Source organism: Sphingobium sp. WTD-1 (assembly GCF_030128825.1).
Lineage (GTDB): Bacteria > Pseudomonadota > Alphaproteobacteria > Sphingomonadales > Sphingomonadaceae > Sphingobium.
In genome coordinates this window covers 1685446-1706032 of sequence record NZ_CP119127.1, presented here as the reverse complement: position 1 = coordinate 1706032, position 20587 = coordinate 1685446, and the positions used below count along the sequence as shown (strand labels likewise).

Below are 20587 nucleotides of genomic sequence, written 5' to 3'. Positions count from 1 at the left end.
GCAGACTAACCCCATCAGGCGACCTCTTCTATTCGCGACCGAATGATCTCGGCGATGTCCGACCATTCTCGCAACATTCCGCGATCATTCAAGAAGGCTGCATCAACTGGCGGCGGCGGGGCAGCGACAGGCGTGTTTCCGCTCGCAGGTTCCGCATGCTGCCGCTCTCCCTGATCATGCGCCAGCCGGATCGAAGGATTGAGCCATGTCGGCTCAACCGCCTGGCCATGGTTCAGAGCGTCAATTTCGTCGCGCCCCACCAACGAGAAGGCGGCAGCGACGCACCGCGGCCAACGGTCAATGGCAGCGATGAGTTCGCGCTTGGCTTTCCGGTTGTGGACACGGTGCCGTTTGGCTGCGACCGAATAGCCGATCGCGTCGCCCACGATCATATCCAGCACCAACTGCTTGGGCATCGGTAGCATGTCGCGCCAGTAGCCATAGGCCAGATGCAGCCGCACGCGCAGCACGCCTTCCGCCGCCCGGCCGCCGCCTCGCGACTGGTCGACGCGCGCCTCAAGGCTGGCAACCTTCACCGCGACGTCGGCCTCCAGGCTGCGATAGACGTTGGCGATCTGGGCCGCCCATTCGAGCTGGTCCTTGTCAATCGTGCCGTTGCGATGCAGCTGGATCAGAGCGCCGTCATGCGTGCTGGTCGAGCGCTCCCACGTCTCTGGCGTCCCATAGGCCTTGTGGTTCCACGCCTCCCGGATCTGCACGGCCTCCTCAATGCCGGGCTCCAGCCGCATGGGCCGCTCCACCATCTTTGGCTTGCGTCGGCCGGTGCGCTTGCCCTCTGTGACCCGCTCGACCGGACGCGGATGCCCAAGCACCAAATGCTCGATCCGCTGCTGCTCGCGCTTCCGTGCCGTCGCCAGCCGGGCCATGCGGGCATTGAACCGCTCGACGCCGGCCGGGTCAGCCGCATAGGCCGCCGCCAGATCGGCACGGGCCTTCGCAATCCGTTCTGCCCTTGTCATCGCACTCACCGCCTCAACCTCCCAATATCGTCAATCACGTCATCGATGCGCTCGACGGCCTCGCGTCGCATCTCGGCCGCCAGCGTCGGCATGGCGCCGTTCATTCCCTTGATCAGCAGCTTCACCGCGCTCAGCGAGGCGACGATGTCGGCGGGCGTTGGGCGGCGGTGGTTCATGGCTTTCTGTCCATCCCCAGCGCCCTCAGCCGACGCCGCGTCTCGCGCAAGTCTCGCTGGCGCCACCAGAACGATTGCCCAACCTCGCTATCAAGCCGAGCATGGGCGGGATTGGGCGTTTGGTCCTCGATCATTTCGACCTCAGCCGTCCCGCAGATGACTTCGCATCCAGCGTGGCCAGGAAGGCGACTATCGCGCAGTGCGAACAGCGCGGAACTGGCCGGTGTGTCCATGGCGACGGTGCCGGTATCGCCATCGAAGCTATAGCCTGGCGTCATGAAGCGGATGCGATCCCCTTCTGCATAGGGACGCTCGGGACGCGTCATGCGAACGGTCCCCGAATTACCCCATCTTCATCGATCTGGCTGAACTGACAGAGGACGAGGCTACCGCGCTTGCTGGGTGGATGGGGCGCCAAGCCCATCCTGACAGCCTCCGGGCAATAGGAGAGAGCTCGACGCACCGCCTCAATGGGCACATTGTCGCGAACGACGATCTGCCCCAGCGCCTGATGGAGCTTATCCAATCGACCGAAGTCGTCCATTTCCGACCAGCCGTCTGAGCAGGCCAGGTCGCTGCGGTCGAGCAACAAGCCGTGATCGTCATAATCGGGATGCAGCACCGCCATGACATGGACGCCGGGCGTCCAGCACAGCATCAGGTTAGCCAGCGGAATTTCTGCGTGCGATGCGCTGGGCAGGCGAGATTTTTGGGTGATCATGAAACCTCCTTCGCGCGCGCTCGCGCGGGTTGAGTAATAATAATACCTGAAGGGATACCCTCCCCCCTTAAGGGGGAGGGATATCCCGTACAGGGCGTGTGTGCGCCTACGTGCGCGTGAGGAACCCGCACCTGTCCGCACCTGTGTTTTGCCAAGGTGCGGGAGCCTGCATCGAGGGGCGCAGCGCCCCAATGATTGGCCATCGTCTGGGAACATTGCAGCATCAGCTTTCCTCCTTTTCCGTTGAATTACCGCGCTCTGGGAGTGCTTCGCGGTAAGCATCTTGAAGGGGATTGCGCTGGGCCGGGCGACGATTTGAACTTGGCCAGTCATTGTTCCAGCGCTGGCTGGACCCGTACCTGTCCGCACCTTTGCTTTTTTGCAGTGCGGGTGAATTTTCCGTACCACCCGCACCTGTCCGCACCTCCGATTTTCGAGGTGCGGGTTCGTCCGACCGCCCGGAATTTAGAGTCCAGCGGCCAACCTCTATGAAGGGGCGCGGGTCGCCATTGCTATCTGGCTGCGTGACCTCCTTGAGAGCCCCGTTCATCACCCATTGGCGGATGATGGAATTGATCTTCCTCCGATCGGCATCGTCCTTCTGGTCCAGATCGAGAACCTCCGCGACGATATGGCCCACCCAGCGGTTCGATTGCGGGCTGGCTCGCACGTTGCCGCGCCGGTGGATTTCCTCCTGCACTTTCGTGAGGTGCTCGATGCGGACATCTTCAAAGGCGTCCGGCGGCGTCCATGGCGTGACCACGCCCACGCTGTCAGCCGGAAAGCCATCATCGCCCACATTGCCTAGATCGACCGAGACAAGGTGGAACCACTCGGACTTGCTGGCCGGAGGCGCGCGATTGTTCTTGTCGTCATAGACACGAAAATAGCGGCGCCGATCCTCGTCTAGGATGCCCCAGCCTTTGGCCTCGTCAGCCGTCATGCGGTTCAGCACCAGGGCCGACCGGCAGGCTGCGACAAGCGACGACGCGCCGCGCGCGGCATCTGAGGTTATCTCACCGGGCTTCGCCGCCTTGTTGACGTGGTGCGTCAGGCTGATCGCACAGTTCGCGGCCTGGGCGACATAAGCCCATTTCTTGACGACAGCATCGATCGCGCCGTTGTCATTTTCCTCTACGCTATGTGACGACACGAATGGATCGACTGTGAGATAATCGATCTCGCGATCAAGCAATTCCCGCACCAGCGCGCCTACCAAGGGCTCATTGATAACAAGGCCCTCAAAGCCTGTTTGCCGGGCCAGCGACAGTGTCGCACCCTCCAGACCGCTATCAACGAACAATCGGCCGCCAATGTCGGCCTCGCTGATCCCCCAGTGTTTCGCGGTGCCTTGAATGATCCGAGCCAGCTCGTCACCATTGTCTTCGAGGTTCCAGAGCCAGACCCGCTTGGGGCCGCCCCAGACCTTGGGGCCAAGAAAGCTCCGTCCCGTCGCCATAGACAGGCAGGTTGCGATTTCATGCGTTGTCTTGCCGGTGGCGCCGGGCGCGAACTTTCCCCCCACCTGGCCGCGCATATGATGATGGCCGAATATCCATGGCCGCCGCGGGATAGACTGCGGTTCGCGCCACCTGTACGGCGTAGCACTGACGGCCGATTGCTGCGGCATTGCCGCGCTCGGCTGATCATCATAATCGGGAGTTTCAGGCCCAGGCCAGCGCGCCGCGTCAAGCGCCGCGCGCACAGCATCGCCGCCCATATCCCGCTCCATGTCGTCGAAGTCTCGCGCCACGCTCATGCGGCCCTTTCCGGAAGGGCGAACCGGGCGCCGATTTCATATGCCGCTGCTTCACCAGCCTCCCGGCCGATGTTCCGCGGGAGATGATCGTCGTCATCGCCGCAGACGATATAGTCGAGATCCGGGCGCGCTGCGTTCCAGAGCCGGGCAACAGCGCCTATATTCTTGGCGGAAAAGGCTACGATCGACGGATATCCAGTCGAGCGATGAATTGCCGCCATAGTCGCCGCACCTTCGCCGATGCAGGCCGTTTCGCCATACCGTGCGAACTGTCCGATGAGGAAGAACAGACCATCGGTCCGGCCGCCTCGAAGGAACCGCTTGGTGCCGTCACCATCGATCCGCTGGATATTCCACATGACCCCGGCACCGTCGTACATCGGGACCAACAGCTTCGGCCCGGCCTGCCTGAACGGGCGGGCGTCCATCCGCTTCTTCACAAGATACGGATGATCAGGCGAAGCATCGGCCGCGCTACGCCACATCTCCTGCGCGTCGCGGGCGGCTTCCGCCTCGCTACGCTCGCGCTCTTCTTGCTGCTTTGCCTTTGCCTCAGCCCACTCTTGCTGGAGCCGACGCTTTTCCTCAGGGCTGAGGGAAAGGTCGCGGTCGACATGCCACTTGCGCGATATTCCCAGGCGATAGTTGCCAAAAGCCCCCGCCGGCCGATCATCCAGATAAAGGATGGCCCAGCCGTTTTGCCTGCCTTTCCCGTCCCCATCGCAATGGAAGCGGATCAACTCGCCACCCGCCAGCCGCTGCGCGATCGGCTCGGCAGGCTTTACGCCCTCCAATTCCATCGCGCCGATGAAGTCGGCAACGGCTGTATGCCAGTCCCCCGTCATGGCGGTCACTCCGCCTCGGCGGGAACGGGATAAATATCAGGCCGCAGAAGATGGCGGCTGATGCCGGTCCCCGCCTCGGCCGCAAGGACGTAGTCAGCGGGCAGAGGCTTTCCCGCCTGCAACCAGTTCCAGACACGTTGTTGAGACACGCCAATGATCCGCCCAAAGGCGGTTTGACCGTTCGCGGCCACGATCGCGGCCTGAAATGCTTCATAAGGGGACATCGTGAGCGGATATTAACCAGACTCTACCAGCTTTCAACAAGAATATTGTGATATCGCACTCGCGAAAGCGGGGCTATGACAATTTTATGCGTCAGACTGAAACCGATTACGTGCAAAACATGGCCAACTTTTTCCGCGAGGAGCGGATTAAGCTGGGATGGTCCACGAAAGAGCTCGCCGAAGCGGCACGGGCTATAGCCATGCGCGAAGGGCGTTCGATCTCGCTTTCGCAGCAGACCATATCCGCTTTCGAGCAGGGCAAAGCAAAGCGGGCGCCCAGTTGGGCGCAGTATGTTGCGAGCGCTTTGGGCAACGGCGCGCTGGCCGCAAAAGAGTTCGAATCTTTCGAGGAAATCGGGCAGCGATCCGTCCTGGTCGAATGTCTGCCGACCTACGCAGGCGCAGGCGGCGGCGGGACCGGCGAAGGCGATGTTCCTCAGGTCTCCTTCTCGAGAGATCTGGTGGAATATGAACTTCGCGCCACGCCAGCAGACTTGGTAGCGATCCAGATTGAGGGAAACTCAATGGACCCGGATTTTCAGTCTGGCGATCAGCTACTCGTAGACAAACGCAAGCGAACACTCGCCCAGCCTGGTGCCTTTTGCCTCTGGGACGGCGATGGCTACGTCGTCAAATATTTGGAGAAGATACCCGGATCAGAACCTCAGAAGGTCCGGGTCATCAGTCGGAATGAGATATTTTCCACCTCAGAAAGATTGGCTGAGGAAATCAGCATCTTAGGCCGGGTAGTCTGGTTCGCCCGCCGCGTCTGACCAGCATCAACAAAAATACTTGTTGCGTTAACCAGAAATCTGGTTAATCAATGCCTCGTCGGTTGAACGCCTCCGGGCCGAAGACGCCGATGCAGGCAGGGCGTCCGCATGGATAACCCTGTCCTTTAGACAGGAGCATTCCACATGGCCGACGCCACCCAGGCGCGGAGCGATGACGCTTCGCGGAACGAAGAACTGCGCCCTCAGCGCACCGAAACCCCGATCATCGCGACTGCCAAGATGCTTGGCCGCACCGAAGATTTCTACACCGAAGCCGACAAGGCGAGCAGCCGTCAGTTCGGCAAGGTGCCAAGCCTGGTCGCGATACACGACCGGACATATCTTGCGCTGTGCGAGGGGCAGTATGGCCTGTTGCACCTGATCCCGCAGGGTGATGATCGTGATCTGATGATCCTGGCTGGCGCCGTCGCGATGCTGGCTGATCAGCTTCCTGACTTCATCGGCGAAGACGACAGCGATCACGCCAAGCGCATCTGCGATGGCATCAAAGCCGCGACCGCGACCATATCCGCGACGCTGGCGCAGACTTGGCCAGCCGGACCTGAGGCGGTGGACCCGCTCTATCCCGAACTGGCCCGCTCTATCCGTCGCGACGTCCTTATCGTCTCCGCGCTTCGCGATGATGCGGAGGGCCGCTGACATGGGCGCCCCCGCAACCACCACCGCGTTCGGCGATGAGCCCAGCGGCCCACTCTTCTACGCGAAGACGCTCATTTCGTTCATGTCTGCCGCATGGCTGGCGGAAGACCAGTTCCAGCGCGCCGGTATGGCGGGATCGAAATCGACCGAGTTTTCGGACCTGATGCCCCGTGTCCATGCCGATGTCCTTGAGATCATCGGCGGCTTAATCACGGTAGCCGGAGAGTTGGCGGCGGCCGATCCCAATGCGTAGCCTTCGCCAGATCATCGCCGCGATCGAGCCTTGGTATGACTGGGGCTACTGGGGCGGCACGTCGCTCGAAACCGAGCACGGCGGCGACGGCTGGCGGTTCCAGTTCGAATGGTTCGGCTTCCAGATTTTCATCGCTTTCACCCGCTTCCCGAAGGAGAAGTAACATGGCCACTCGCCGTGAAATCCTTGCTGCGGCCATCGCCGCGCCCGCACTTGCCGCTCCGGCCGCCGCATGCGCAGCGCCCACATTCGCCTGCCTCCCGATGGCGGTAAGCCCGCAATGGCAGGATGCTGTCGCCCAGATGGATGCCGCCAGCGCAGCCTATGACGCTTATTACGACGCGATATATGAGCCGGCATGGGATGCCGCCAAGGCGACGGCTCGCCAAGGCGACGAGGAGTTGCAGCGCAGACTGGACGCGGTCCCTCACTACACGACGTCGCTGGCCTACGAGACGGCCGATGGCAACCTCGTGCATATGACGACCGCCAACAGGCTCGACATCGGGCACGCCATTGGGGGCGCTCTACTCACGGAGTTGAGCGACTATGTGTCCTGCTGCCGCGAGATGGTCAGCCTGATCAACAAGCGGATGGATGAGCAAGATCGGGTCAAGGCTGAGTTCGACCAGCCCAAGGTCTACCCAGCGCAACTAATCTCACCCGAGATCGCTCGAGAAGAGAAGCGGCTCCAAGACGCGTCGCATGCCGCCTTCAAGGCCGTCTACAACTTCGCTGCCGCCACCCCGGCCGATCTCATTGCCAAGATCGAATTCCTGAAATCTCGGGATATCGACATCGACCACGACCAGATGCTGGCGGACCTCCGCCGCGTGTTCGGGGAGGCCTGAGCCATGGCCGAACAGATCACAGAACCCGCCCAGGCTATCATCGCTGCCTGGGATCGCTTTGCGGCCGGCGCATGGGAAACTCGCGGCGATCGTCCGTCCACCGAACAGTCGCGCGCCGATGAGAACCTCTTGTCGATCGGCATCAGCGATGATCCGGCGGCCGTGGCCAAGAAGCTGCGTTACGCGCTGTATTTGAACGCGACCAGTCCTTGGCTCGAAGCCGCGGCGCTCGGCGCCGTCGTGCCGGACATGGCGGAACGCCTCATGGCAGACGACACGATCAACGAAGCGATCTGGTCGGCCATCGTTAGCCTCGAAGCGATGGAGGCGCGGCCGTGACCTCGATCATCATCAAGCAGCCGCATCCGCTAGACCGCCTGTGGACGCTCATCAATCTCGACCTCGAACAGGCCGACGATGCGCTGGAGGCCCTCCCAGAGGATTGTTCGGACGAGGATCGCGACGCTGCGGTCAACCATAGGCTCGACGTCATCCATGCGATGATGGCGCTGCCGGCGCGGCATATGGACGATTGCCTGACCAAGCTGATCGCGAGCGGATGCGAGGGCGGCGATAGCCTGCCCGGCTGCAACGTGCGGGAGATTCTGAACGAGGCAACCCGCGTGATGGATGCCGGCCTTTCGCACGGCGTCAGGCTGCTCAAGGCGGCGCCCGGCCTGCTGGAGGGCGTGTCGCCATGAGCACCTGCCTCCGCTGCGTCCACTTCCTCCAGGGCGGAGTGAACCCCAGCAGCATGTCCCCTGGTCATGCCAAGCGCGCCGACGGCGTCGGCCTGTGCCGGCGATACCCGCCGCGCTGGGCGCAGGACACCACCGACGAAGGCGGCTCCTTCGACTTCCCCGCCATCCATCAGGATCATCGCTGCGGCGAGTTTCAGCCAAGGATTTCGATATGACCGACGTCCGCAATTGCTCGACCTGCATCTATTGGCGGGCCGGCGCCAGCACCGACATGACCATGGCCGCCCGTGACGAAAGCTACGAGGACGTGGGTGCTTGCGAGAACTTCGCGCCGATGATCTGCATCATCAACGAAGGCCCGGTGTCGCTCCAGCCGACGACGCATGCCACGCGCTGCTGCGCTGAGTGGCAACCGATCTGGGGCAGCGACGACCCGGATGATGATCCCGACGAGGAGCCGGCGCCCAAGCCCACTCCCGAACCGGACCGCGACAAGGTCCGCCGCCTTTTCCCCAATCCTCCCCGGCCGATTGCCGCCTGAAGGAGCATGGTCCCATGACTTCCACCGACACCAAGCGGGATTATACCGCCGAAGAGACGACGGCCTATGAGGGCTATCTGAGCGCCATCGCAGAGCACAACATCGTCTGCGCCCGGGCCGGCGCGACGACGCGCGACAAGATGGACGCCGCCTTCGCTATCAATGCCGCCTTCAAGAGCTTCAGCGAAACCGCAGGACTGCATATCGGTCGCGGCCCACGATCGCCTGAGGATATCCGCACGATCAAGTGCCTGACGAGTGAGCTGGCAGCGCAGAATGAGGCAATCCGCAGCGCCTATGCGATGCTGATCGGCATCCACCATATCGGCGTCTTCGCATTCCGCGGCACCGCCGACCCCGTTGAACACGGCGCCTGTTGCACGCTGCTGGATGACGCCGGCACCGTTCTTCGTCTCGCCCTCGACAAGGCAGACGGCGCATGACCGGCGTTCGCCTCACCGTGCCCAGCAGCTTCACCTTCATGGTGGCGCGCAAGGGCCGCACAGTCCGCCCGGGCGTGACGCTACCCCGAGCGCGTTACCAGACGCTGGATGAAGCCGCGACCGAGGCCGAAGCGCAGGCGCAGGCCAGCCCTGGCCAGGTCATGATCGTTTTTCAGGAGGTTCTGCGGGCGAAACTCGATCCCGCAACCATCGATCCAGCCGCTGTCCCCCAGGCGGTTGGTGGAGCCGGGCGGCTTCCGTCTCCCCGGTCGCCCGGCTCCGAAGGTGAAGCGTGATGGATTGCGCTCATTGGGACACCCGCCGCCTCGGCCTGCTCGAAGCTGTAGACCTTCTGCGCCGCCTGGCTGCGGAGGAATCCGACACGGCTAATCGCACGGTCCCCGCAAAGATCAACCGGGAGCGCCGCGCCCGTGCGGGCGGGTTTCGCAGGGTGGCCGGCATTCTGGAGCGCCGTGCTTTGCGGCTTGGAGGCGGGCGATGATCGTTGAAATCCCCGTCTACCACCATCCCGACGGTTCGCGGACGATCGGCCAGCCCGATCCCCGTCACGGCGTCAGGCTGGGCAGGATCGCGATGGCGCTGAACGGCCCGAAAACTCGGGCGGTCGACTGCGGACGAAATTCGTACGCGCTCCCAAAGGTATCGGACGAAATTCGTACGAAGCCGCCCTGCGACTGCCTGTCCTGCCAGACCGGCCGCCCTGATTACCCCTGTTTGATCGAGGAAGATTATGCCCGATAATACTGTGCCCAGCGCCCCCAAGCCGCAGCCGATCGACACCGCGCCAAAAGATGGCGGCTGGATATTGGGTCATGTCCCTGTCGAGCCGGACAAGTCCTGGCGTCAGCCGTGGATGATCCTGACATGGGGCGATAGCGGCTGGATAGATGCCAACGACTATAACGAGCAGCAGCCTGTTGAATGGGTGCCGCTGCCCGACCCCCAGCCCGAGCCTACGGGATGGGCGCCGATCGAAGGCAGCATCGTCTTGCAGCAAATTACCGGTGAGGGCTGGACTCGCAACGGCGAGCCATGGGATGCGCCCTATCGCTGGGAGGCTTACATAGAAAAGCCGGATGGTTCGATCGATGAGTATCGTGAGATCTGGCACTACGTCACACTGGAGCAGGCCGAAGGCCGTGCGACGAAATGGCAAGCACAGTTCAACCTGTCGATCATCGTCCGACCGCTCCCCAGCAATGTCGTGCCGTTGAAGCCTGCGAGGACGCTGCAATGACGGACCTTCTCGCTATCGCCACCCGGCTGGAAGCCGCTTGCGACATCACCGGCAAGCCAATCGGGCGCCACATGGTGCCCGGCATGACGAAGCTGGCAGAAATGCAAACCGCTATAGGTGCCAGCGAGGACGATCGAGAGGCTGGCGAACTGGGCGAGGTCACCGCCTGCATGACCGCTTGCATCGACAATGAGGCCAAGCTGTTCGACGCGCTGGCCGCCGTGGCGAAGGAGGCGGTAGAAGCGCTTCGGGCCGCTGCCAAACCGCTGGACGTCAAAGGGCTGGCGGAGATGCTTGGCACCAGCGAGGATGATGTGCGCTTCACCAGCATCTTTCACCAGGCATACGATATGGGAGCCAAGGCCCATGCTTCCTATTCAGCCGGCTATGTCGATGCTGAGCGCGACATCATGGAATATATGATCGAGGCTGGTGAGGTGGCGATCCGAGAAGACATATCCCGGTGCGAGCATCGGCCGCAAGCCGTGAGCGACTTGCTATGCCTCCGGACCCAGACAGTGCCGGAAGGTGAACCCAGCTTCGAATGCATGGCCTACGACGCCCACTGCCCAAGCATGACGGTGCGCTTTCAGGTGCCCGAAGGCTTCCCCCTGGCGGGCGGCATCTTCCGCGTTCAGCGGGTCAGGACCGCCACGCCGGACGACACGGCGCGGTTTGCGCATCTGCCTGATGCACCGGAGGCAATCTGATGATCCGGTCAGTCATCGCTTCGCTGCTACTGGCATATGCTGCAACCCGAACCAGCGGGGCCGAGCAGGCGGTATACATAAGCTCCACGTGGATATGTATCTGCCTTTCTGGTCTGGCGGATCGAATTTCGAGGATCCGGCGATGAAGGCCTGCAACTTCCCCGGCGCGCGCCCGATCGGCGCGCCCAAGAACTGGAACGCGGAGCTTGATGGCTCGGTCGGCACGATATTCGTTGCCGACGCGATCGACACGCTCTCGGGCATGAACTTCATGTATTCGGTCTACCAGCCGACGCCGGAGGATCTGGCAGCGTTGAATGCCGGCGGTGCGATCCGGCTGGGCATCATGGGCCGGTCGCATCCCGTCTTTCAGCTTTGCGCGCTGACGCCCGCGACCTGCGAGGCTGCTAAACTGGAACCGCTTTGGGATTTGGGGGAGCCGGTATGACCATCCTCTCCCGTCTCGACGCTTGGCTGGGCAGGACGCTGTTCCACCCGCCGATCATCCTTGCCTGCCAGCTCACCCGGCAGACGCAATATGCGATGCACCGGGCGCTGTGGTTCTTCGCGGCATGCCATGCGACCTATTTCGCCCAGGGCGAGAGCTGGGGCTTTGTCGCCATCCTCTGGTCTTGGGTGCTTGTCACGTTCATTGCCGCGACAGTGACGCCAGATATACCGACGGCATCGTTCGGCTTCTGGCGCTTCATCTGGTGGCTGATTTTCGTGCTGGGTGTGTCGACCGCCTGCATCACGGGGGAATTGACCGACGGCACGGTCCGCGCCCTCATCATCCTGTTCGCGGAGTATGCCGCGACCATCAAGACAATCCCGCCGCGCAGGCAGCGCGACTGGCGGTCGAGCGCGAAGGAGGCTCGGACATGACGACATGCGGCCCCTTCACCGCAATCACTGACGCCCTTGAGCGCGCGGCCCGAAATGGGACACGCGCCCATCTTAACCACGATCTTGTTCGCGCTCTCATCGCGTCCGAGGCATATTCCCTGCTCCTCGATGACAGGAAGAAGGAACTGATTTCAGCATGGCAGGAGCACGACGGAAAGCCGCCGCGCCCGGTCGAACCCAGCTCGGGCCGTTCTGGCTCTGGTATCGGGCCGACCGCGACGACTGGCGAATATGTTGGTATGATGACGGCGGAGGAACGGGAAGCCGTAGGACATGCCGCAAGTCAACGGGCATTGGAGGCGGTGAATCGGATCGGCCGCCACAGGCGGCGCAAGACGCCCTAGTCGCGCACTATGAGGCGTGGCGCCAGCCGACACAGGAACCAAAGCATGTCGCCATGGTCGAAGCGATCATGGCCGACTGGCTGGTCGAGCATGCGGAAAAGCATCTCTCCGACCCTACGCGCTACGCCAACTCGATCGCGCATTGGCTGCGCTTCTTCAAGGCTGAGCGCCAGGCCGGTCGCCTCACTGGCGCGCCGACGGTTGCCGACGTCAAGAAGGCGCTGGTCGAGCGGTTCATAACTCTGCGGCAATCGGAAGGTGCCAGCGCACACACGATCAGCCGCGACATCGCCGCGCTTCGCCAGCCGCTCAACTGGGCGTGGAAAGAGGAGAGGATTGAAAGCGCCCCATTCGTGCCTAACATCAAGGGCAAGCCGGAGGGGAAGACGCTGGTCTACAGCCCGCAGCAGGTGGCGGCGCTGCTCGATGCCGCCCGCTCCGAGCCTGACCGCGAACATGTGGCGCTGCTGGCCATGATAGCGCTCAGCACGCACGGACGGCTGGAGGCGATCCTCGAACTGACCACGGACCAGATCCAGGACAATCTGATCTACTTCAACGCGCCGGGCCGGGCACAAACCAAGAAGCGCCGCTCCATCGTCCCAATCGCGCCGACGCTTGCACCATGGCTCGCGGACCTTCCCGAAGGAAAGGTGATCCAGTGGAAAAAGCCGAAGCGGAACGCCACAACGGGCCGGATCGAATATCAGATGCTGCCCGCTGGCAGCGTCAAGAAGTCGTTCGAGAAGTGCCTGCTGGCGGCTGGCATCAGCGCGGTCGATACCGATGATCAGGGCGAACCGATCTGGCTCACACCACGCAAGCGGCTGGGCGAAACAAAGCCGCGACCGAAGCTGATCGGGCTGGGATCGCCGAACACGCTGCGGCACACCTGCTCGACCGAGATGCACCGCCGCGGCGTTCCTGAAGCGCAGATCGATACCGCCGCCGGGCACTCCGGGGACGGCACCAACAAGAAGCACTATCGGCACCTAAGGCCCGATTATCTGGAGGATTTCATAGCGGGGGTCGAATCATTCTGGGCAGAAGTCGGGCGCCATACCAACGCCCATCTGCGATCCCACAGTGATCCCAAAATCATCTCTATCGGCTCAGCAAAAGCGAGCCGTTCAACGAAGAAGTCCTGATTTCAAAGGGATATTCTGGTGCCCCAAGCAGGACGAAAGCGATGAGTATGAATCGCCGCTACTACTACGCTAGAACCGTCATAAGCCGCCAAACAGCGAAATAGGCCGCCGCTACATGCTGTTCGGCGCTACTTTCCGCATGAAAAGATGAACAAAAAGGACGAGAACCCGACAGATCGTTGCCCCCCGCAAGCCGAAATTCATCATTTTGGGCAGACCGTCGTGGCTAGGTTGATCGGCTCTCAAAGGACCGTCAAGGCCCGGAGCCCTACACTCGGCCACAACCTGACTCACAACCGGAACTTAACGTCGTGTTGACGTTGACCATGGTTGAGTATAGTTGAAGGCAGTCGGGAGGGCGGCATGAGCGAAACTGGCGATCTACACATTGCCGAGACGGCGGCGGCGGCCGGCATCTCGAAACCGACCCTTCTTCGGTGGATTAAAGACGGCAAAGTTAAGGATGCGCAGCGGCGCGACCGGAATGGTTGGCGGATATTCTCACCCGCCGAGGTAACCGCAATTCGGACACTTGCCGCGTCCACGAAGCCGACGAAAAACTCATGACCGCACCGTCCATGAGCGCCGCGCGTCGGCAGCGGCCCGCGTTCTTGGCGGTCGATTTTTTCTGCGGTGCGGGCGGGACCACGCGCGGTCTGATCGATGCTGGGGGCTACGTCATCGCCGGTGTCGATAAGGACAATCGCTGCCGGCAGACCTATGTCGAGAACAATCCCAATACGACCATTGATTTCTCGACCCCGCGGTTCATCAGGCGGGATATCTTCCCCGCAACCGATGCCTATCCGGATGGCGAGCAGGCAGAACTGTTCGACGATCTTGAGAAGCTGATCGAGAAATATAGGGCGGAAGCACCCGGTGCGCCTCTCATGTTCGCGATCTGCGCGCCATGCCAGCCCTTCACAAAGCTTTCCCGCAAGGAACTCAGCAACGCCCGGAAGGAAGGTCGCGAACGCGATAGCAATCTGCTGCGTGAAGCGGCAAAATTTGTTGCGCGGTTTCGCCCGGAGATGATCCTGTCGGAAAACGTCCAAGGCATCGGCGATCCGAAATATGGTGGCGTCTGGAACGATTTTCGTAGTCAGCTCAGGAAGCTTGGTTATGCGACCGGCTCGAATGTCGTCTGCACGTCCGATTTCGGCGTTCCGCAGTTTCGCCGTCGTTCGATCCTCATTGCTGCTCCACGGGAGCTGGCGCGGCCGGAGTTTCTGGAGCCGGGCCACGACGGTGATCTGGTGGTCCCTCTCGAGGACACGGCGGCTGCGGTCCGATCGGTCCGTTCGGCAATCGGTCATCTGCCGTCGCTTCCCGCCGGGGCGCAGCACGCAACAATCCCGAACCACAAGACCCGGACTCTGAGCGACCTCAACTTGAAGCGTCTGGCTTCGGCTAAACCCGGCGAGTCAAATGTCTATCTCGACAACACCCCTCACGGCGACCTCTCGCTGGCGTGCCACCGGAAGGTGAACGCGAAGCTCAAGGTGCGTTGCTTTACCGATGTCTATACGCGAATGGACCCGGATCGACCGTCTCCCACGATTACGACGAAATGCCATAGCATCTCGAATGGACGCTTCGGCCATTTTGACACGAGTCAGGTGCGCGGAATTTCGCTGAGGGAAGCCGCAATCCTCCAGTCTTTCCCGCAGGACTATGTCTTCTATCCAACCGACATGATCGAACCGGTCGCGCGCATGATCGGCAACGCAGTGCCGCCCAGGCTGGCCGAATATTTTTCGCGTTATCTCTCTGACGCCCTTGTGTCGGCCGATGGCTGAAGTCGGCGCACTATCCGCTCCACTCCAAGGTCGAGCGCACATTCCCATACTGTTTCGACGTGCCAACCGAGCGCTTCCAGGCGTATTCGCGTGCTGTGATCGCGGTCGATGTTGCGATCGAGCTTCGCCGCCCAAAACTCCTGGTTTGATTGAGGCCGAGCACCTCGCGGGCAGTCATGGCCATGCCAAAAGCATCCATGGACCAAGACGACGGTGCGATGCCGCGGGAGGACCATATCGGGCTTTCCGGGAAGGTCGCGACGATGAAGGCGAAAGCGGAGCCCGACGGCATGCAACGCGCGTCGAACATATAATTCGGGCGCCGTATCCTTGCCGCCGACGCGTGACATTGCGCGCGAACGCTGTTCCGGTGTCATATGGTCCGCCATGCTGCGGTTATAGCAACGGGTGGCCCCACAAACCATGACCGATACGGATCAAACCGGCCGGTCGCTGGAACGGGCTGCGGAGAACGTTTCCTTCCGAACGCGTGCGCGAACGATCGATCATCTCGGGCGCGGTCAGATCGCCGACGCTCCGACGGCGGTCAGCGAGCTTTGGAAGAATGCGTGGGATGCCTACGCGACACAGGTATCGCTCAATATCTTCGACGGTGACCCGGCCGTTGCCGCAGTCTTCGACGACGGTATCGGCATGTCGGCGCAGGATTTCGTCGAGAAGTGGCTCGTCATCGGTACCGAATCAAAGATTGATGGCCCACCGCCGGCGCCACCGGCCGATTTCACCGGCTCCGCACGCGAGCGGCAGGGCGAAAAAGGAATCGGACGTCTGTCGGCCGCTTTTCTCGCGCCGGCGACTCTTGTTTTGTCACAACAGGCAGATGGTCCGATTTCGGCGGTTCTGGTCGATTGGCGCCTTTTCGAAAACCCGTTCCTGTCACTTGATCAGATCACATTGCCTGTACGTACATTCGGCAAGCGCGGCGAAGTGGCCGTTGGGCTGCGGGCGATGGCAACGGCGATACTCGACAATCTCGGGGAGAGATCTGCCACAGGCGACTTGATCCTGTCACCCGATTGGCAGCGTTACACCGCCGCCGAACAGGCGGCGGGTGCACGATCGACCGCAGAGGCCATGATCGACTTCTGGTCGGAGATGCCGATTTCCGCCCGACACCTCGAAGAGTGGCCCGTCTTCGCGGATTTGGCCTCACATGGTACCGCACTGTATCTACTTGGTGCCCACCATGAACTGTCGGTCTGGCTTGGCTCCGCGCCGGACGACGATGAAGCGAAGGAGGTCAAGCAAAGGCTCAAGGATATTTTGACCGGCTTCACCGACACGCTGTCGGCTGCGCCGGTCGTGTTCGATTATGAGGTTCTCGCCTATCATGGAGATGTTCCGCGTCGTATCCTTGCTTCCTCGGATGTGTTCGATCTCTCCGATTTCCGAGAACTTGAACATAGCGTCGAGGGCGCCTTCGACGAGGCCGGAGTTTTCCGCGGCAAAATCCGGGCGTTCGGTGAGGATTTAGGCGAACGCATCATTCCGCCCCCGCGGTCGTTGCCCCCGGCAAGATCGGATCGGCCGGGTCCCTTTGCATTTGCGATCGGTACGTTCGAGCAGGTCGCGATGGCCTCAACGCACAATGCCAAGCGGCATCAGGATCTAATGGAACTCGTCGACCGGTACGGTGGGGTTCGGGTGTATCGCGACGGCTTGCGCGTGATGCCATACGGCTCAGCCGACGCCGACTTCTTTTCACTGGAAGAAACTCGCCAGAAGCACGCTGGACGCTACTTTTGGGCCCACCGACGGAGTTTCGGACGACTTGCCTTCACGCGCGCCGGAAATCCCGCGCTAAAGGACAAGGCTGGCCGCGAAGGCCTGGTCGAGAACCGAGCGAGCCGCGAGCTTCGTCTCCTCGTCCAGGCCCTGCTCATCAAACTGGCCAGAGATTATTTCGGAACAGACTCTCCGGAACGCGAAGAGCGCATCGCGGAGACCAAGAAGCGAAACATCAAGGGTCGCAAGGCGGCCGAGCAGGCGCGTAAACGTCGGCGGGGCGAATTCAGGACTTACCTCGCCGACGCGATCAAACGCATGCCGCAATTGGCTGAGCGAGCGAAGAGCATCTCTTCACGATTGGAAGATGTGAAACAGCCGGCTTCGAAGGACACGGTCGCGATGATGCGCGCCGAGGTCGAGTTGGCTCGCGCGGAATTAGCCGCGCTGACGCCTCTCGACGTCCCGAACACGTTGGGCGACGCTGAATCGCGCTACCGAACGTTCAGGGACGAACTGGATGAAGCCAGCGATCTTATCCTGCTGTCCGACCAAGCGCTCCGCGAGATGGAGGCCACGGTCGGTGCGTCTTCGCCTCGTGAGGTCGCTGCAGCCGCCAGGGATCGGCACGAGAAAGCACTGAACGAACTTCTCTCGGGGTTCCAAGGTGACATCCGTGAGGGTATCAAGGCGATCACATCCAATTGGACATCCAATCTTGAGGACGACCGGACGCGATACGAGCGAGCGACGACTCCCCTGTTGCGCAAGCTGTCGCAAGACACCGATCTGAACGATCTTCTCGGCCTGTTGGAAACGGTGCGGCGCGAGCTGGAAGACGAATTCAACGACCGGTACCGGCCGATTGTCCGTAATATCCGGACCATAATCGAAGGCGTGGACGCGGAGATGGCGCTCGCCACGATTGACGAGGATCGGGAAGAACTCGATCGCCGGGTTCGTGACCTGAACGCGGTCGCACAGCTCGGAATCACGGTCGAGATCATCGGACATGAGCTTGAAGCGCTCGACAGTGAGGTGAGCCGTAACTTGGAGAAGCTGCCGGACACGGCCAAGAAGACGCTGGCCTTCACCCGGGCGATGGACGCGCATCGGTCACTCACCGAAAAGCTACGCTTCCTCTCACCTCTCCAACTGGCCGGCGCCCGGTTGCGAGAGACGATCACCGGCAAGGCTATCGTTGATTATGTCCGCGATTTCTTCGGGCCGGTCTTCACGGACGGGGGCATCCGGCTTGAGAGTACGCCAGCTTTCGACTCGATCCGCTTCACCGAACTCAAATCACGCATCTACCCGGTGTTCATCAACCTCGTGAACAACGCCGTTTATTGGGTCGGACGGTCGGAAGAGCGAGTGATCCGCTTCGATTTTGTCGATGGCAAGATCGTTGTCGGTGACACCGGCCCCGGTATCGACCGGGATGACGTCTGGCGTCTTTTTCAGCTGTTCTACACGCGCCGCTCTTCCGGTCGCGGCGTCGGACTGTATCTGTCCCGGGTGAACCTTGAGGCTGGCCGCCATGCGATCCGTTACGCGACCGAGGAAGATCCGCACATTCTGCCCGGCGCAAACTTCATAATTGAGATGAGGGGGCTGGAAGGTGGAGCTTGAAGCGTTCGAGGCGCGCTTTGCCGATGCGGTCGAAAGGAGCTTTCGCGACGACGCAATCCGCACCGCCGTCCTGATCGATGATCAGTTTCCGGACTATCTCCGGATGAGCGATGCCACTGACGAAGAGTTCAGCGAGATCGCGCGCGCAAAGCACATATATGGCTTCATGCACGCCAAGGGTCTCATCTGCGATATCCAGAACTGGCGCGTCCCGGACGACATGGACGTGCATCTTCTCGATAAGGCGCGAAAGAGCGACCTAATTCTCCTTGATTACCAGCTCGGTGCAGCCGGATCGAAGACGGCGCTCAAGATTCTGCGCCATCTCGCGGTGTCGTCGCACTTCAATCTGGTGGTGCTGTATACCGCCGAGGCTAACGCCAACACGGCGCTGACTGTGGCGACCGCAATGCGCGGGCTTGCCCCGGTTCAGGACGACACGGCGCCGTCTCCGGAAATTCTCGAAGCGGCCGAGGATATCCTTGCAGAGGAGCGCTTTTATGAAATCGACGCACCGGGGCTGCGTGACTATTTGACCGACGGCAAGATCGGCTGGAACAACGACCTGCGCCAGTCCATGCAGACCGCCGGAATCCATCTCTCCAACCTCAAGAGTTTGGCTGATTATGTTGCCCGGCAATGGATCGCGACCCTCGTTGACGACTATGAGCCTGATGCAAGTGAGCTTCCTCTCGGTCTGAACATCGGGCCCGACCAGCCTATGTGGGTGCATTGCGGAAGCTGCTTCGTAGCGATCGTCCAGAAGCTGCCATCGAGTTCCGAGGAGGACGAGGGAGAATACGTTTGGGGGCGGCTGGGTTCGGCGCTGCGTGCGTGGAAGCCGAACATTTACCGCCTGATTCTGTCCGAAATCCAGAATGCGCTGGAGTTGGAGGCCGTCGCGCATCACGAGAACTGGCTGGACGATGACCTGTCACTCGGGCTCGGACTTTATCTCTTGGAGAGCGACGAGGCCGCAAGCGGAGTATTGTCGCCGTCGGATATCGAGGGCTCGGCACAAAGTCTGATCGACCGCTTCGTAGACATCATCAGGCGGCGGCTTGCGACCCACGACGGTATATCCAGGACCGCCAACGATCTTCTCAGCGCCCGGCTTTCCACGACGCTTGGCACGGCGCCGGCCGGCGAGAGCGCCCGACGTATCCGTGCCCGCGAGCTGGCACATATCGCGGCGGATCGAAGCATCGATTGGCAGCAGAAGGTCGTGCCGGCCGTAAATGCCTTCATGGTATCGGATGCCTTCAGGGGCGGTCACGTTACGACGGGAACCGTCCTGCGGGACGCGGATGACGCCTTTTGGCTGTGCGCGTCACCGGCATGTGACCTCGTCCCGCGCGAGGACGGGCCGATCGTCGTCCAGCTAATCAAGCTGGAGAAGACCGGGGCACCGCCCGAAAGGTTCACGCCTGGGGAATTTGTCGTGGTCGGAAGCACGCGTGAGATCACGATCTTGCGTGCGCTCGACAAGAAGGGACGGCAGCCGGCATTGACGATGCTCGTCCTTCCCGGCGGCACGAGGGTAAGCCGCGACGGCGGGCGTGCAACCACCAGCGGTTGGTTCGCTACTGAGGCTGGCCTTCGCGCTGCCTCCGCGGCGCAGGGATTCCCAGCCGCAGCCGCCCCCGAGGCTGCAGCACCAGCGCAGGAGATCCCCGCTCCGGTCGGGGAAAATGCAAATGCGTTGGACATCGAAGCTCTGCCCGAACTTCCGGGCGAGGCGGCGCAAGCAGACGCGCCTTTTGTCCTCGAAATTGTTGCACAGTTAAGGAGTGCGTTCGCGACACGCTTCCTGATGGCGGCGGGGCAGCATCAATCCCGCATCGGCGTCGACTACGTCGATCCCTGACGCTGGCGCGCGGCAGCTTTTTGGGGCCGAGGAGTCGCGCTCCAAACAACCAAGACGAGGCGCGATCCAGCCATCTCACGAAACGGACTCGAACTTCCTGCCGTCATACACTGCCGTGGCTACGCTATTGAGTACCGAGGGTAGCGCAAACGAGTCAGCGCACGACGTAGTGCGCGCCATGCGTCGATTGCCCTTAAGGGAGTGCAGATCCATTCAGACTTGGCATTTACTGACCCGGGCTGGAGGAATA

At 61.7% G+C, this 20587-nt stretch carries 30 protein-coding genes; 22 read left to right on the top strand and 8 right to left on the bottom strand.

Annotation, left to right across the window (positions count from 1 at the left end):
* Positions 1-14: 14 nt before the first annotated feature.
* The 7 genes from N6H05_RS08445 to N6H05_RS08415 form a co-directional block, all read right to left on the bottom strand.
* Positions 15-980, bottom strand: coding sequence for a hypothetical protein (locus tag N6H05_RS08445; protein ID WP_284113452.1), 966 nt, complete (start codon positions 978-980; stop codon positions 15-17).
* A 5-nt stretch (positions 981-985) separates the two neighbouring features.
* On the bottom strand, positions 986-1156 hold the full coding sequence (locus N6H05_RS08440) for a hypothetical protein (RefSeq protein WP_185704123.1): 171 nt from the start codon (positions 1154-1156) through the stop codon (positions 986-988).
* Complete coding sequence (locus tag N6H05_RS08435) at positions 1153-1482, bottom strand: hypothetical protein (RefSeq protein WP_284113451.1); 330 nt, start codon at positions 1480-1482, stop codon at positions 1153-1155. The genes N6H05_RS08440 and N6H05_RS08435 overlap by 4 nt, the downstream gene beginning before the upstream one ends.
* Positions 1479-1877 carry a hypothetical protein gene (locus N6H05_RS08430; RefSeq protein WP_284113450.1) on the bottom strand — a complete coding sequence of 133 codons (399 nt, stop codon included), beginning with the start codon at positions 1875-1877 and terminating at the stop codon, positions 1479-1481. The genes N6H05_RS08435 and N6H05_RS08430 overlap by 4 nt, the downstream gene beginning before the upstream one ends.
* Before the next feature lie 223 nt (positions 1878-2100).
* A complete protein-coding gene (locus N6H05_RS08425; protein WP_284113449.1) occupies positions 2101-3636 on the bottom strand; it encodes an AAA family ATPase in 1536 nt (511 codons plus the stop codon).
* Positions 3633-4481 carry a primase/helicase family protein gene (locus N6H05_RS08420; protein ID WP_284113448.1) on the bottom strand — a complete coding sequence of 283 codons (849 nt, stop codon included), beginning with the start codon at positions 4479-4481 and terminating at the stop codon, positions 3633-3635. Before N6H05_RS08420 ends, N6H05_RS08425 begins: the two co-directional genes overlap by 4 nt.
* A gap of 5 nt (positions 4482-4486) precedes the next feature.
* The gene (locus tag N6H05_RS08415) at positions 4487-4705 is read right to left on the bottom strand and encodes a YdaS family helix-turn-helix protein (protein ID WP_284113447.1); all 219 of its coding nucleotides are present in this window, start codon (positions 4703-4705) and stop codon (positions 4487-4489) included.
* Positions 4706-4791: 86 nt separating this feature from the next.
* Here N6H05_RS08415 and N6H05_RS08410 point away from each other — a divergent pair, with 86 nt between their 5' ends.
* From N6H05_RS08410 to N6H05_RS08315, 20 genes are all read left to right on the top strand, one after another.
* Entirely contained in the window at positions 4792-5478 is a 687-nt protein-coding gene (locus N6H05_RS08410; RefSeq protein ID WP_048937762.1) for a LexA family transcriptional regulator, read from the top strand.
* Positions 5479-5622: 144 nt separating this feature from the next.
* A complete protein-coding gene (locus tag N6H05_RS08405) occupies positions 5623-6138 on the top strand; it encodes a hypothetical protein (RefSeq protein ID WP_284113446.1) in 516 nt (171 codons plus the stop codon).
* Position 6139: 1 nt separating this feature from the next.
* Complete coding sequence (locus N6H05_RS08400) at positions 6140-6391, top strand: hypothetical protein (RefSeq protein WP_284113445.1); 252 nt, start codon at positions 6140-6142, stop codon at positions 6389-6391.
* A complete protein-coding gene (locus N6H05_RS08395; protein ID WP_284113444.1) occupies positions 6384-6554 on the top strand; it encodes a hypothetical protein in 171 nt (56 codons plus the stop codon). The genes N6H05_RS08400 and N6H05_RS08395 overlap by 8 nt, the downstream gene beginning before the upstream one ends.
* Position 6555: 1 nt before the next feature.
* Entirely contained in the window at positions 6556-7242 is a 687-nt protein-coding gene (locus N6H05_RS08390; protein WP_284113443.1) for a hypothetical protein, read from the top strand.
* A 3-nt stretch (positions 7243-7245) separates the two neighbouring features.
* Complete coding sequence (locus N6H05_RS08385) at positions 7246-7581, top strand: hypothetical protein (protein ID WP_284113442.1); 336 nt, start codon at positions 7246-7248, stop codon at positions 7579-7581.
* A complete protein-coding gene (locus N6H05_RS08380; RefSeq protein ID WP_284113441.1) occupies positions 7578-7943 on the top strand; it encodes a hypothetical protein in 366 nt (121 codons plus the stop codon). The genes N6H05_RS08385 and N6H05_RS08380 overlap by 4 nt, the downstream gene beginning before the upstream one ends.
* Positions 7940-8158 (top strand): hypothetical protein, encoded by a 219-nt coding sequence (locus N6H05_RS08375; RefSeq protein WP_284113440.1) that lies wholly within the window; start codon positions 7940-7942, stop codon positions 8156-8158. The genes N6H05_RS08380 and N6H05_RS08375 overlap by 4 nt, the downstream gene beginning before the upstream one ends.
* Complete coding sequence (locus tag N6H05_RS08370) at positions 8155-8484, top strand: hypothetical protein (protein WP_284113439.1); 330 nt, start codon at positions 8155-8157, stop codon at positions 8482-8484. Before N6H05_RS08375 ends, N6H05_RS08370 begins: the two co-directional genes overlap by 4 nt.
* A gap of 14 nt (positions 8485-8498) precedes the next feature.
* Positions 8499-8927: a hypothetical protein gene (locus N6H05_RS08365; protein WP_284113438.1), complete on the top strand. Its 429-nt coding sequence runs from the start codon at positions 8499-8501 to the stop codon at positions 8925-8927.
* Positions 8924-9223, top strand: coding sequence for a hypothetical protein (locus N6H05_RS08360; protein WP_284113437.1), 300 nt, complete (start codon positions 8924-8926; stop codon positions 9221-9223). Before N6H05_RS08365 ends, N6H05_RS08360 begins: the two co-directional genes overlap by 4 nt.
* A 202-nt stretch (positions 9224-9425) precedes the next feature.
* Positions 9426-9689: a hypothetical protein gene (locus N6H05_RS08355; RefSeq protein WP_284113435.1), complete on the top strand. Its 264-nt coding sequence runs from the start codon at positions 9426-9428 to the stop codon at positions 9687-9689.
* Entirely contained in the window at positions 9679-10185 is a 507-nt protein-coding gene (locus tag N6H05_RS08350; protein ID WP_284113434.1) for a hypothetical protein, read from the top strand. The genes N6H05_RS08355 and N6H05_RS08350 overlap by 11 nt, the downstream gene beginning before the upstream one ends.
* The gene (locus N6H05_RS08345; RefSeq protein ID WP_284113433.1) at positions 10182-10895 is read left to right on the top strand and encodes a hypothetical protein; all 714 of its coding nucleotides are present in this window, start codon (positions 10182-10184) and stop codon (positions 10893-10895) included. The genes N6H05_RS08350 and N6H05_RS08345 overlap by 4 nt, the downstream gene beginning before the upstream one ends.
* Before the next feature lie 88 nt (positions 10896-10983).
* A complete protein-coding gene (locus N6H05_RS08340) occupies positions 10984-11343 on the top strand; it encodes a hypothetical protein (RefSeq protein ID WP_284113432.1) in 360 nt (119 codons plus the stop codon).
* Positions 11340-11780 carry a hypothetical protein gene (locus N6H05_RS08335; RefSeq protein WP_284113431.1) on the top strand — a complete coding sequence of 147 codons (441 nt, stop codon included), beginning with the start codon at positions 11340-11342 and terminating at the stop codon, positions 11778-11780. The genes N6H05_RS08340 and N6H05_RS08335 overlap by 4 nt, the downstream gene beginning before the upstream one ends.
* The gene (locus tag N6H05_RS08330; RefSeq protein ID WP_284113430.1) at positions 11777-12145 is read left to right on the top strand and encodes a hypothetical protein; all 369 of its coding nucleotides are present in this window, start codon (positions 11777-11779) and stop codon (positions 12143-12145) included. Before N6H05_RS08335 ends, N6H05_RS08330 begins: the two co-directional genes overlap by 4 nt.
* 53 nt (positions 12146-12198) lie before the next feature.
* Positions 12199-13293: a tyrosine-type recombinase/integrase gene (locus tag N6H05_RS08325; protein ID WP_284113429.1), complete on the top strand. Its 1095-nt coding sequence runs from the start codon at positions 12199-12201 to the stop codon at positions 13291-13293.
* A gap of 363 nt (positions 13294-13656) precedes the next feature.
* Positions 13657-13860, top strand: a complete 204-nt coding sequence (locus N6H05_RS08320; protein WP_155178486.1) for a MerR family transcriptional regulator — start codon at positions 13657-13659, stop codon at positions 13858-13860.
* Entirely contained in the window at positions 13857-15092 is a 1236-nt protein-coding gene (locus N6H05_RS08315; protein WP_155178483.1) for a DNA cytosine methyltransferase, read from the top strand. The genes N6H05_RS08320 and N6H05_RS08315 overlap by 4 nt, the downstream gene beginning before the upstream one ends.
* Here N6H05_RS08315 and N6H05_RS08310 read toward each other — a convergent pair.
* Complete coding sequence (locus tag N6H05_RS08310; RefSeq protein WP_230461331.1) at positions 15056-15442, bottom strand: very short patch repair endonuclease; 387 nt, start codon at positions 15440-15442, stop codon at positions 15056-15058. The genes N6H05_RS08315 and N6H05_RS08310 overlap by 37 nt on opposite strands.
* Positions 15443-15515: 73 nt before the next feature.
* On the opposite strand from N6H05_RS08310, the gene N6H05_RS08305 reads away from it, so the two are divergent.
* Both N6H05_RS08305 and N6H05_RS08300 read left to right on the top strand, forming a co-directional pair.
* Positions 15516-18470 carry an ATP-binding protein gene (locus N6H05_RS08305; protein WP_174834962.1) on the top strand — a complete coding sequence of 985 codons (2955 nt, stop codon included), beginning with the start codon at positions 15516-15518 and terminating at the stop codon, positions 18468-18470.
* Entirely contained in the window at positions 18460-20337 is a 1878-nt protein-coding gene (locus N6H05_RS08300; RefSeq protein WP_155178477.1) for a response regulator receiver domain, read from the top strand. Before N6H05_RS08305 ends, N6H05_RS08300 begins: the two co-directional genes overlap by 11 nt.
* Positions 20338-20587: the final 250 nt, after the last annotated feature.

Excerpts from the sequence above, each read along its gene's own strand:
- N6H05_RS08325 (WP_284113429.1), top strand. The coding sequence starts at position 12,199 with ATGGTCGAAGCGATCATGGCCGACTGGCTGGTCGAGCATGCGGAAAAG.
- N6H05_RS08440 (WP_185704123.1), bottom strand. The coding sequence starts at position 1,156 with ATGAACCACCGCCGCCCAACGCCCGCCGACATCGTCGCCTCGCTGAGC.
- N6H05_RS08410 (WP_048937762.1), top strand. The coding sequence starts at position 4,792 with ATGCGTCAGACTGAAACCGATTACGTGCAAAACATGGCCAACTTTTTC.
- N6H05_RS08315 (WP_155178483.1), top strand. The coding sequence starts at position 13,857 with ATGACCGCACCGTCCATGAGCGCCGCGCGTCGGCAGCGGCCCGCGTTC.
- N6H05_RS08435 (WP_284113451.1), bottom strand. The coding sequence starts at position 1,482 with ATGACGCGTCCCGAGCGTCCCTATGCAGAAGGGGATCGCATCCGCTTC.
- N6H05_RS08425 (WP_284113449.1), bottom strand. The coding sequence starts at position 3,636 with ATGAGCGTGGCGCGAGACTTCGACGACATGGAGCGGGATATGGGCGGC.
- N6H05_RS08345 (WP_284113433.1), top strand. The coding sequence starts at position 10,182 with ATGACGGACCTTCTCGCTATCGCCACCCGGCTGGAAGCCGCTTGCGAC.
- N6H05_RS08360 (WP_284113437.1), top strand. The coding sequence starts at position 8,924 with ATGACCGGCGTTCGCCTCACCGTGCCCAGCAGCTTCACCTTCATGGTG.
- N6H05_RS08415 (WP_284113447.1), bottom strand. The coding sequence starts at position 4,705 with ATGTCCCCTTATGAAGCATTTCAGGCCGCGATCGTGGCCGCGAACGGT.
- N6H05_RS08320 (WP_155178486.1), top strand. The coding sequence starts at position 13,657 with ATGAGCGAAACTGGCGATCTACACATTGCCGAGACGGCGGCGGCGGCC.
- N6H05_RS08370 (WP_284113439.1), top strand. The coding sequence starts at position 8,155 with ATGACCGACGTCCGCAATTGCTCGACCTGCATCTATTGGCGGGCCGGC.
- N6H05_RS08430 (WP_284113450.1), bottom strand. The coding sequence starts at position 1,877 with ATGATCACCCAAAAATCTCGCCTGCCCAGCGCATCGCACGCAGAAATT.
- N6H05_RS08355 (WP_284113435.1), top strand. The coding sequence starts at position 9,426 with ATGATCGTTGAAATCCCCGTCTACCACCATCCCGACGGTTCGCGGACG.
- N6H05_RS08310 (WP_230461331.1), bottom strand. The coding sequence starts at position 15,442 with ATGTCACGCGTCGGCGGCAAGGATACGGCGCCCGAATTATATGTTCGA.
- N6H05_RS08385 (WP_284113442.1), top strand. The coding sequence starts at position 7,246 with ATGGCCGAACAGATCACAGAACCCGCCCAGGCTATCATCGCTGCCTGG.
- N6H05_RS08350 (WP_284113434.1), top strand. The coding sequence starts at position 9,679 with ATGCCCGATAATACTGTGCCCAGCGCCCCCAAGCCGCAGCCGATCGAC.
- N6H05_RS08400 (WP_284113445.1), top strand. The coding sequence starts at position 6,140 with ATGGGCGCCCCCGCAACCACCACCGCGTTCGGCGATGAGCCCAGCGGC.
- N6H05_RS08405 (WP_284113446.1), top strand. The coding sequence starts at position 5,623 with ATGGCCGACGCCACCCAGGCGCGGAGCGATGACGCTTCGCGGAACGAA.
- N6H05_RS08390 (WP_284113443.1), top strand. The coding sequence starts at position 6,556 with ATGGCCACTCGCCGTGAAATCCTTGCTGCGGCCATCGCCGCGCCCGCA.
- N6H05_RS08365 (WP_284113438.1), top strand. The coding sequence starts at position 8,499 with ATGACTTCCACCGACACCAAGCGGGATTATACCGCCGAAGAGACGACG.
- N6H05_RS08330 (WP_284113430.1), top strand. The coding sequence starts at position 11,777 with ATGACGACATGCGGCCCCTTCACCGCAATCACTGACGCCCTTGAGCGC.
- N6H05_RS08305 (WP_174834962.1), top strand. The coding sequence starts at position 15,516 with ATGACCGATACGGATCAAACCGGCCGGTCGCTGGAACGGGCTGCGGAG.
- N6H05_RS08445 (WP_284113452.1), bottom strand. The coding sequence starts at position 980 with ATGACAAGGGCAGAACGGATTGCGAAGGCCCGTGCCGATCTGGCGGCG.
- N6H05_RS08395 (WP_284113444.1), top strand. The coding sequence starts at position 6,384 with ATGCGTAGCCTTCGCCAGATCATCGCCGCGATCGAGCCTTGGTATGAC.
- N6H05_RS08335 (WP_284113431.1), top strand. The coding sequence starts at position 11,340 with ATGACCATCCTCTCCCGTCTCGACGCTTGGCTGGGCAGGACGCTGTTC.
- N6H05_RS08420 (WP_284113448.1), bottom strand. The coding sequence starts at position 4,481 with ATGACGGGGGACTGGCATACAGCCGTTGCCGACTTCATCGGCGCGATG.
- N6H05_RS08375 (WP_284113440.1), top strand. The coding sequence starts at position 7,940 with ATGAGCACCTGCCTCCGCTGCGTCCACTTCCTCCAGGGCGGAGTGAAC.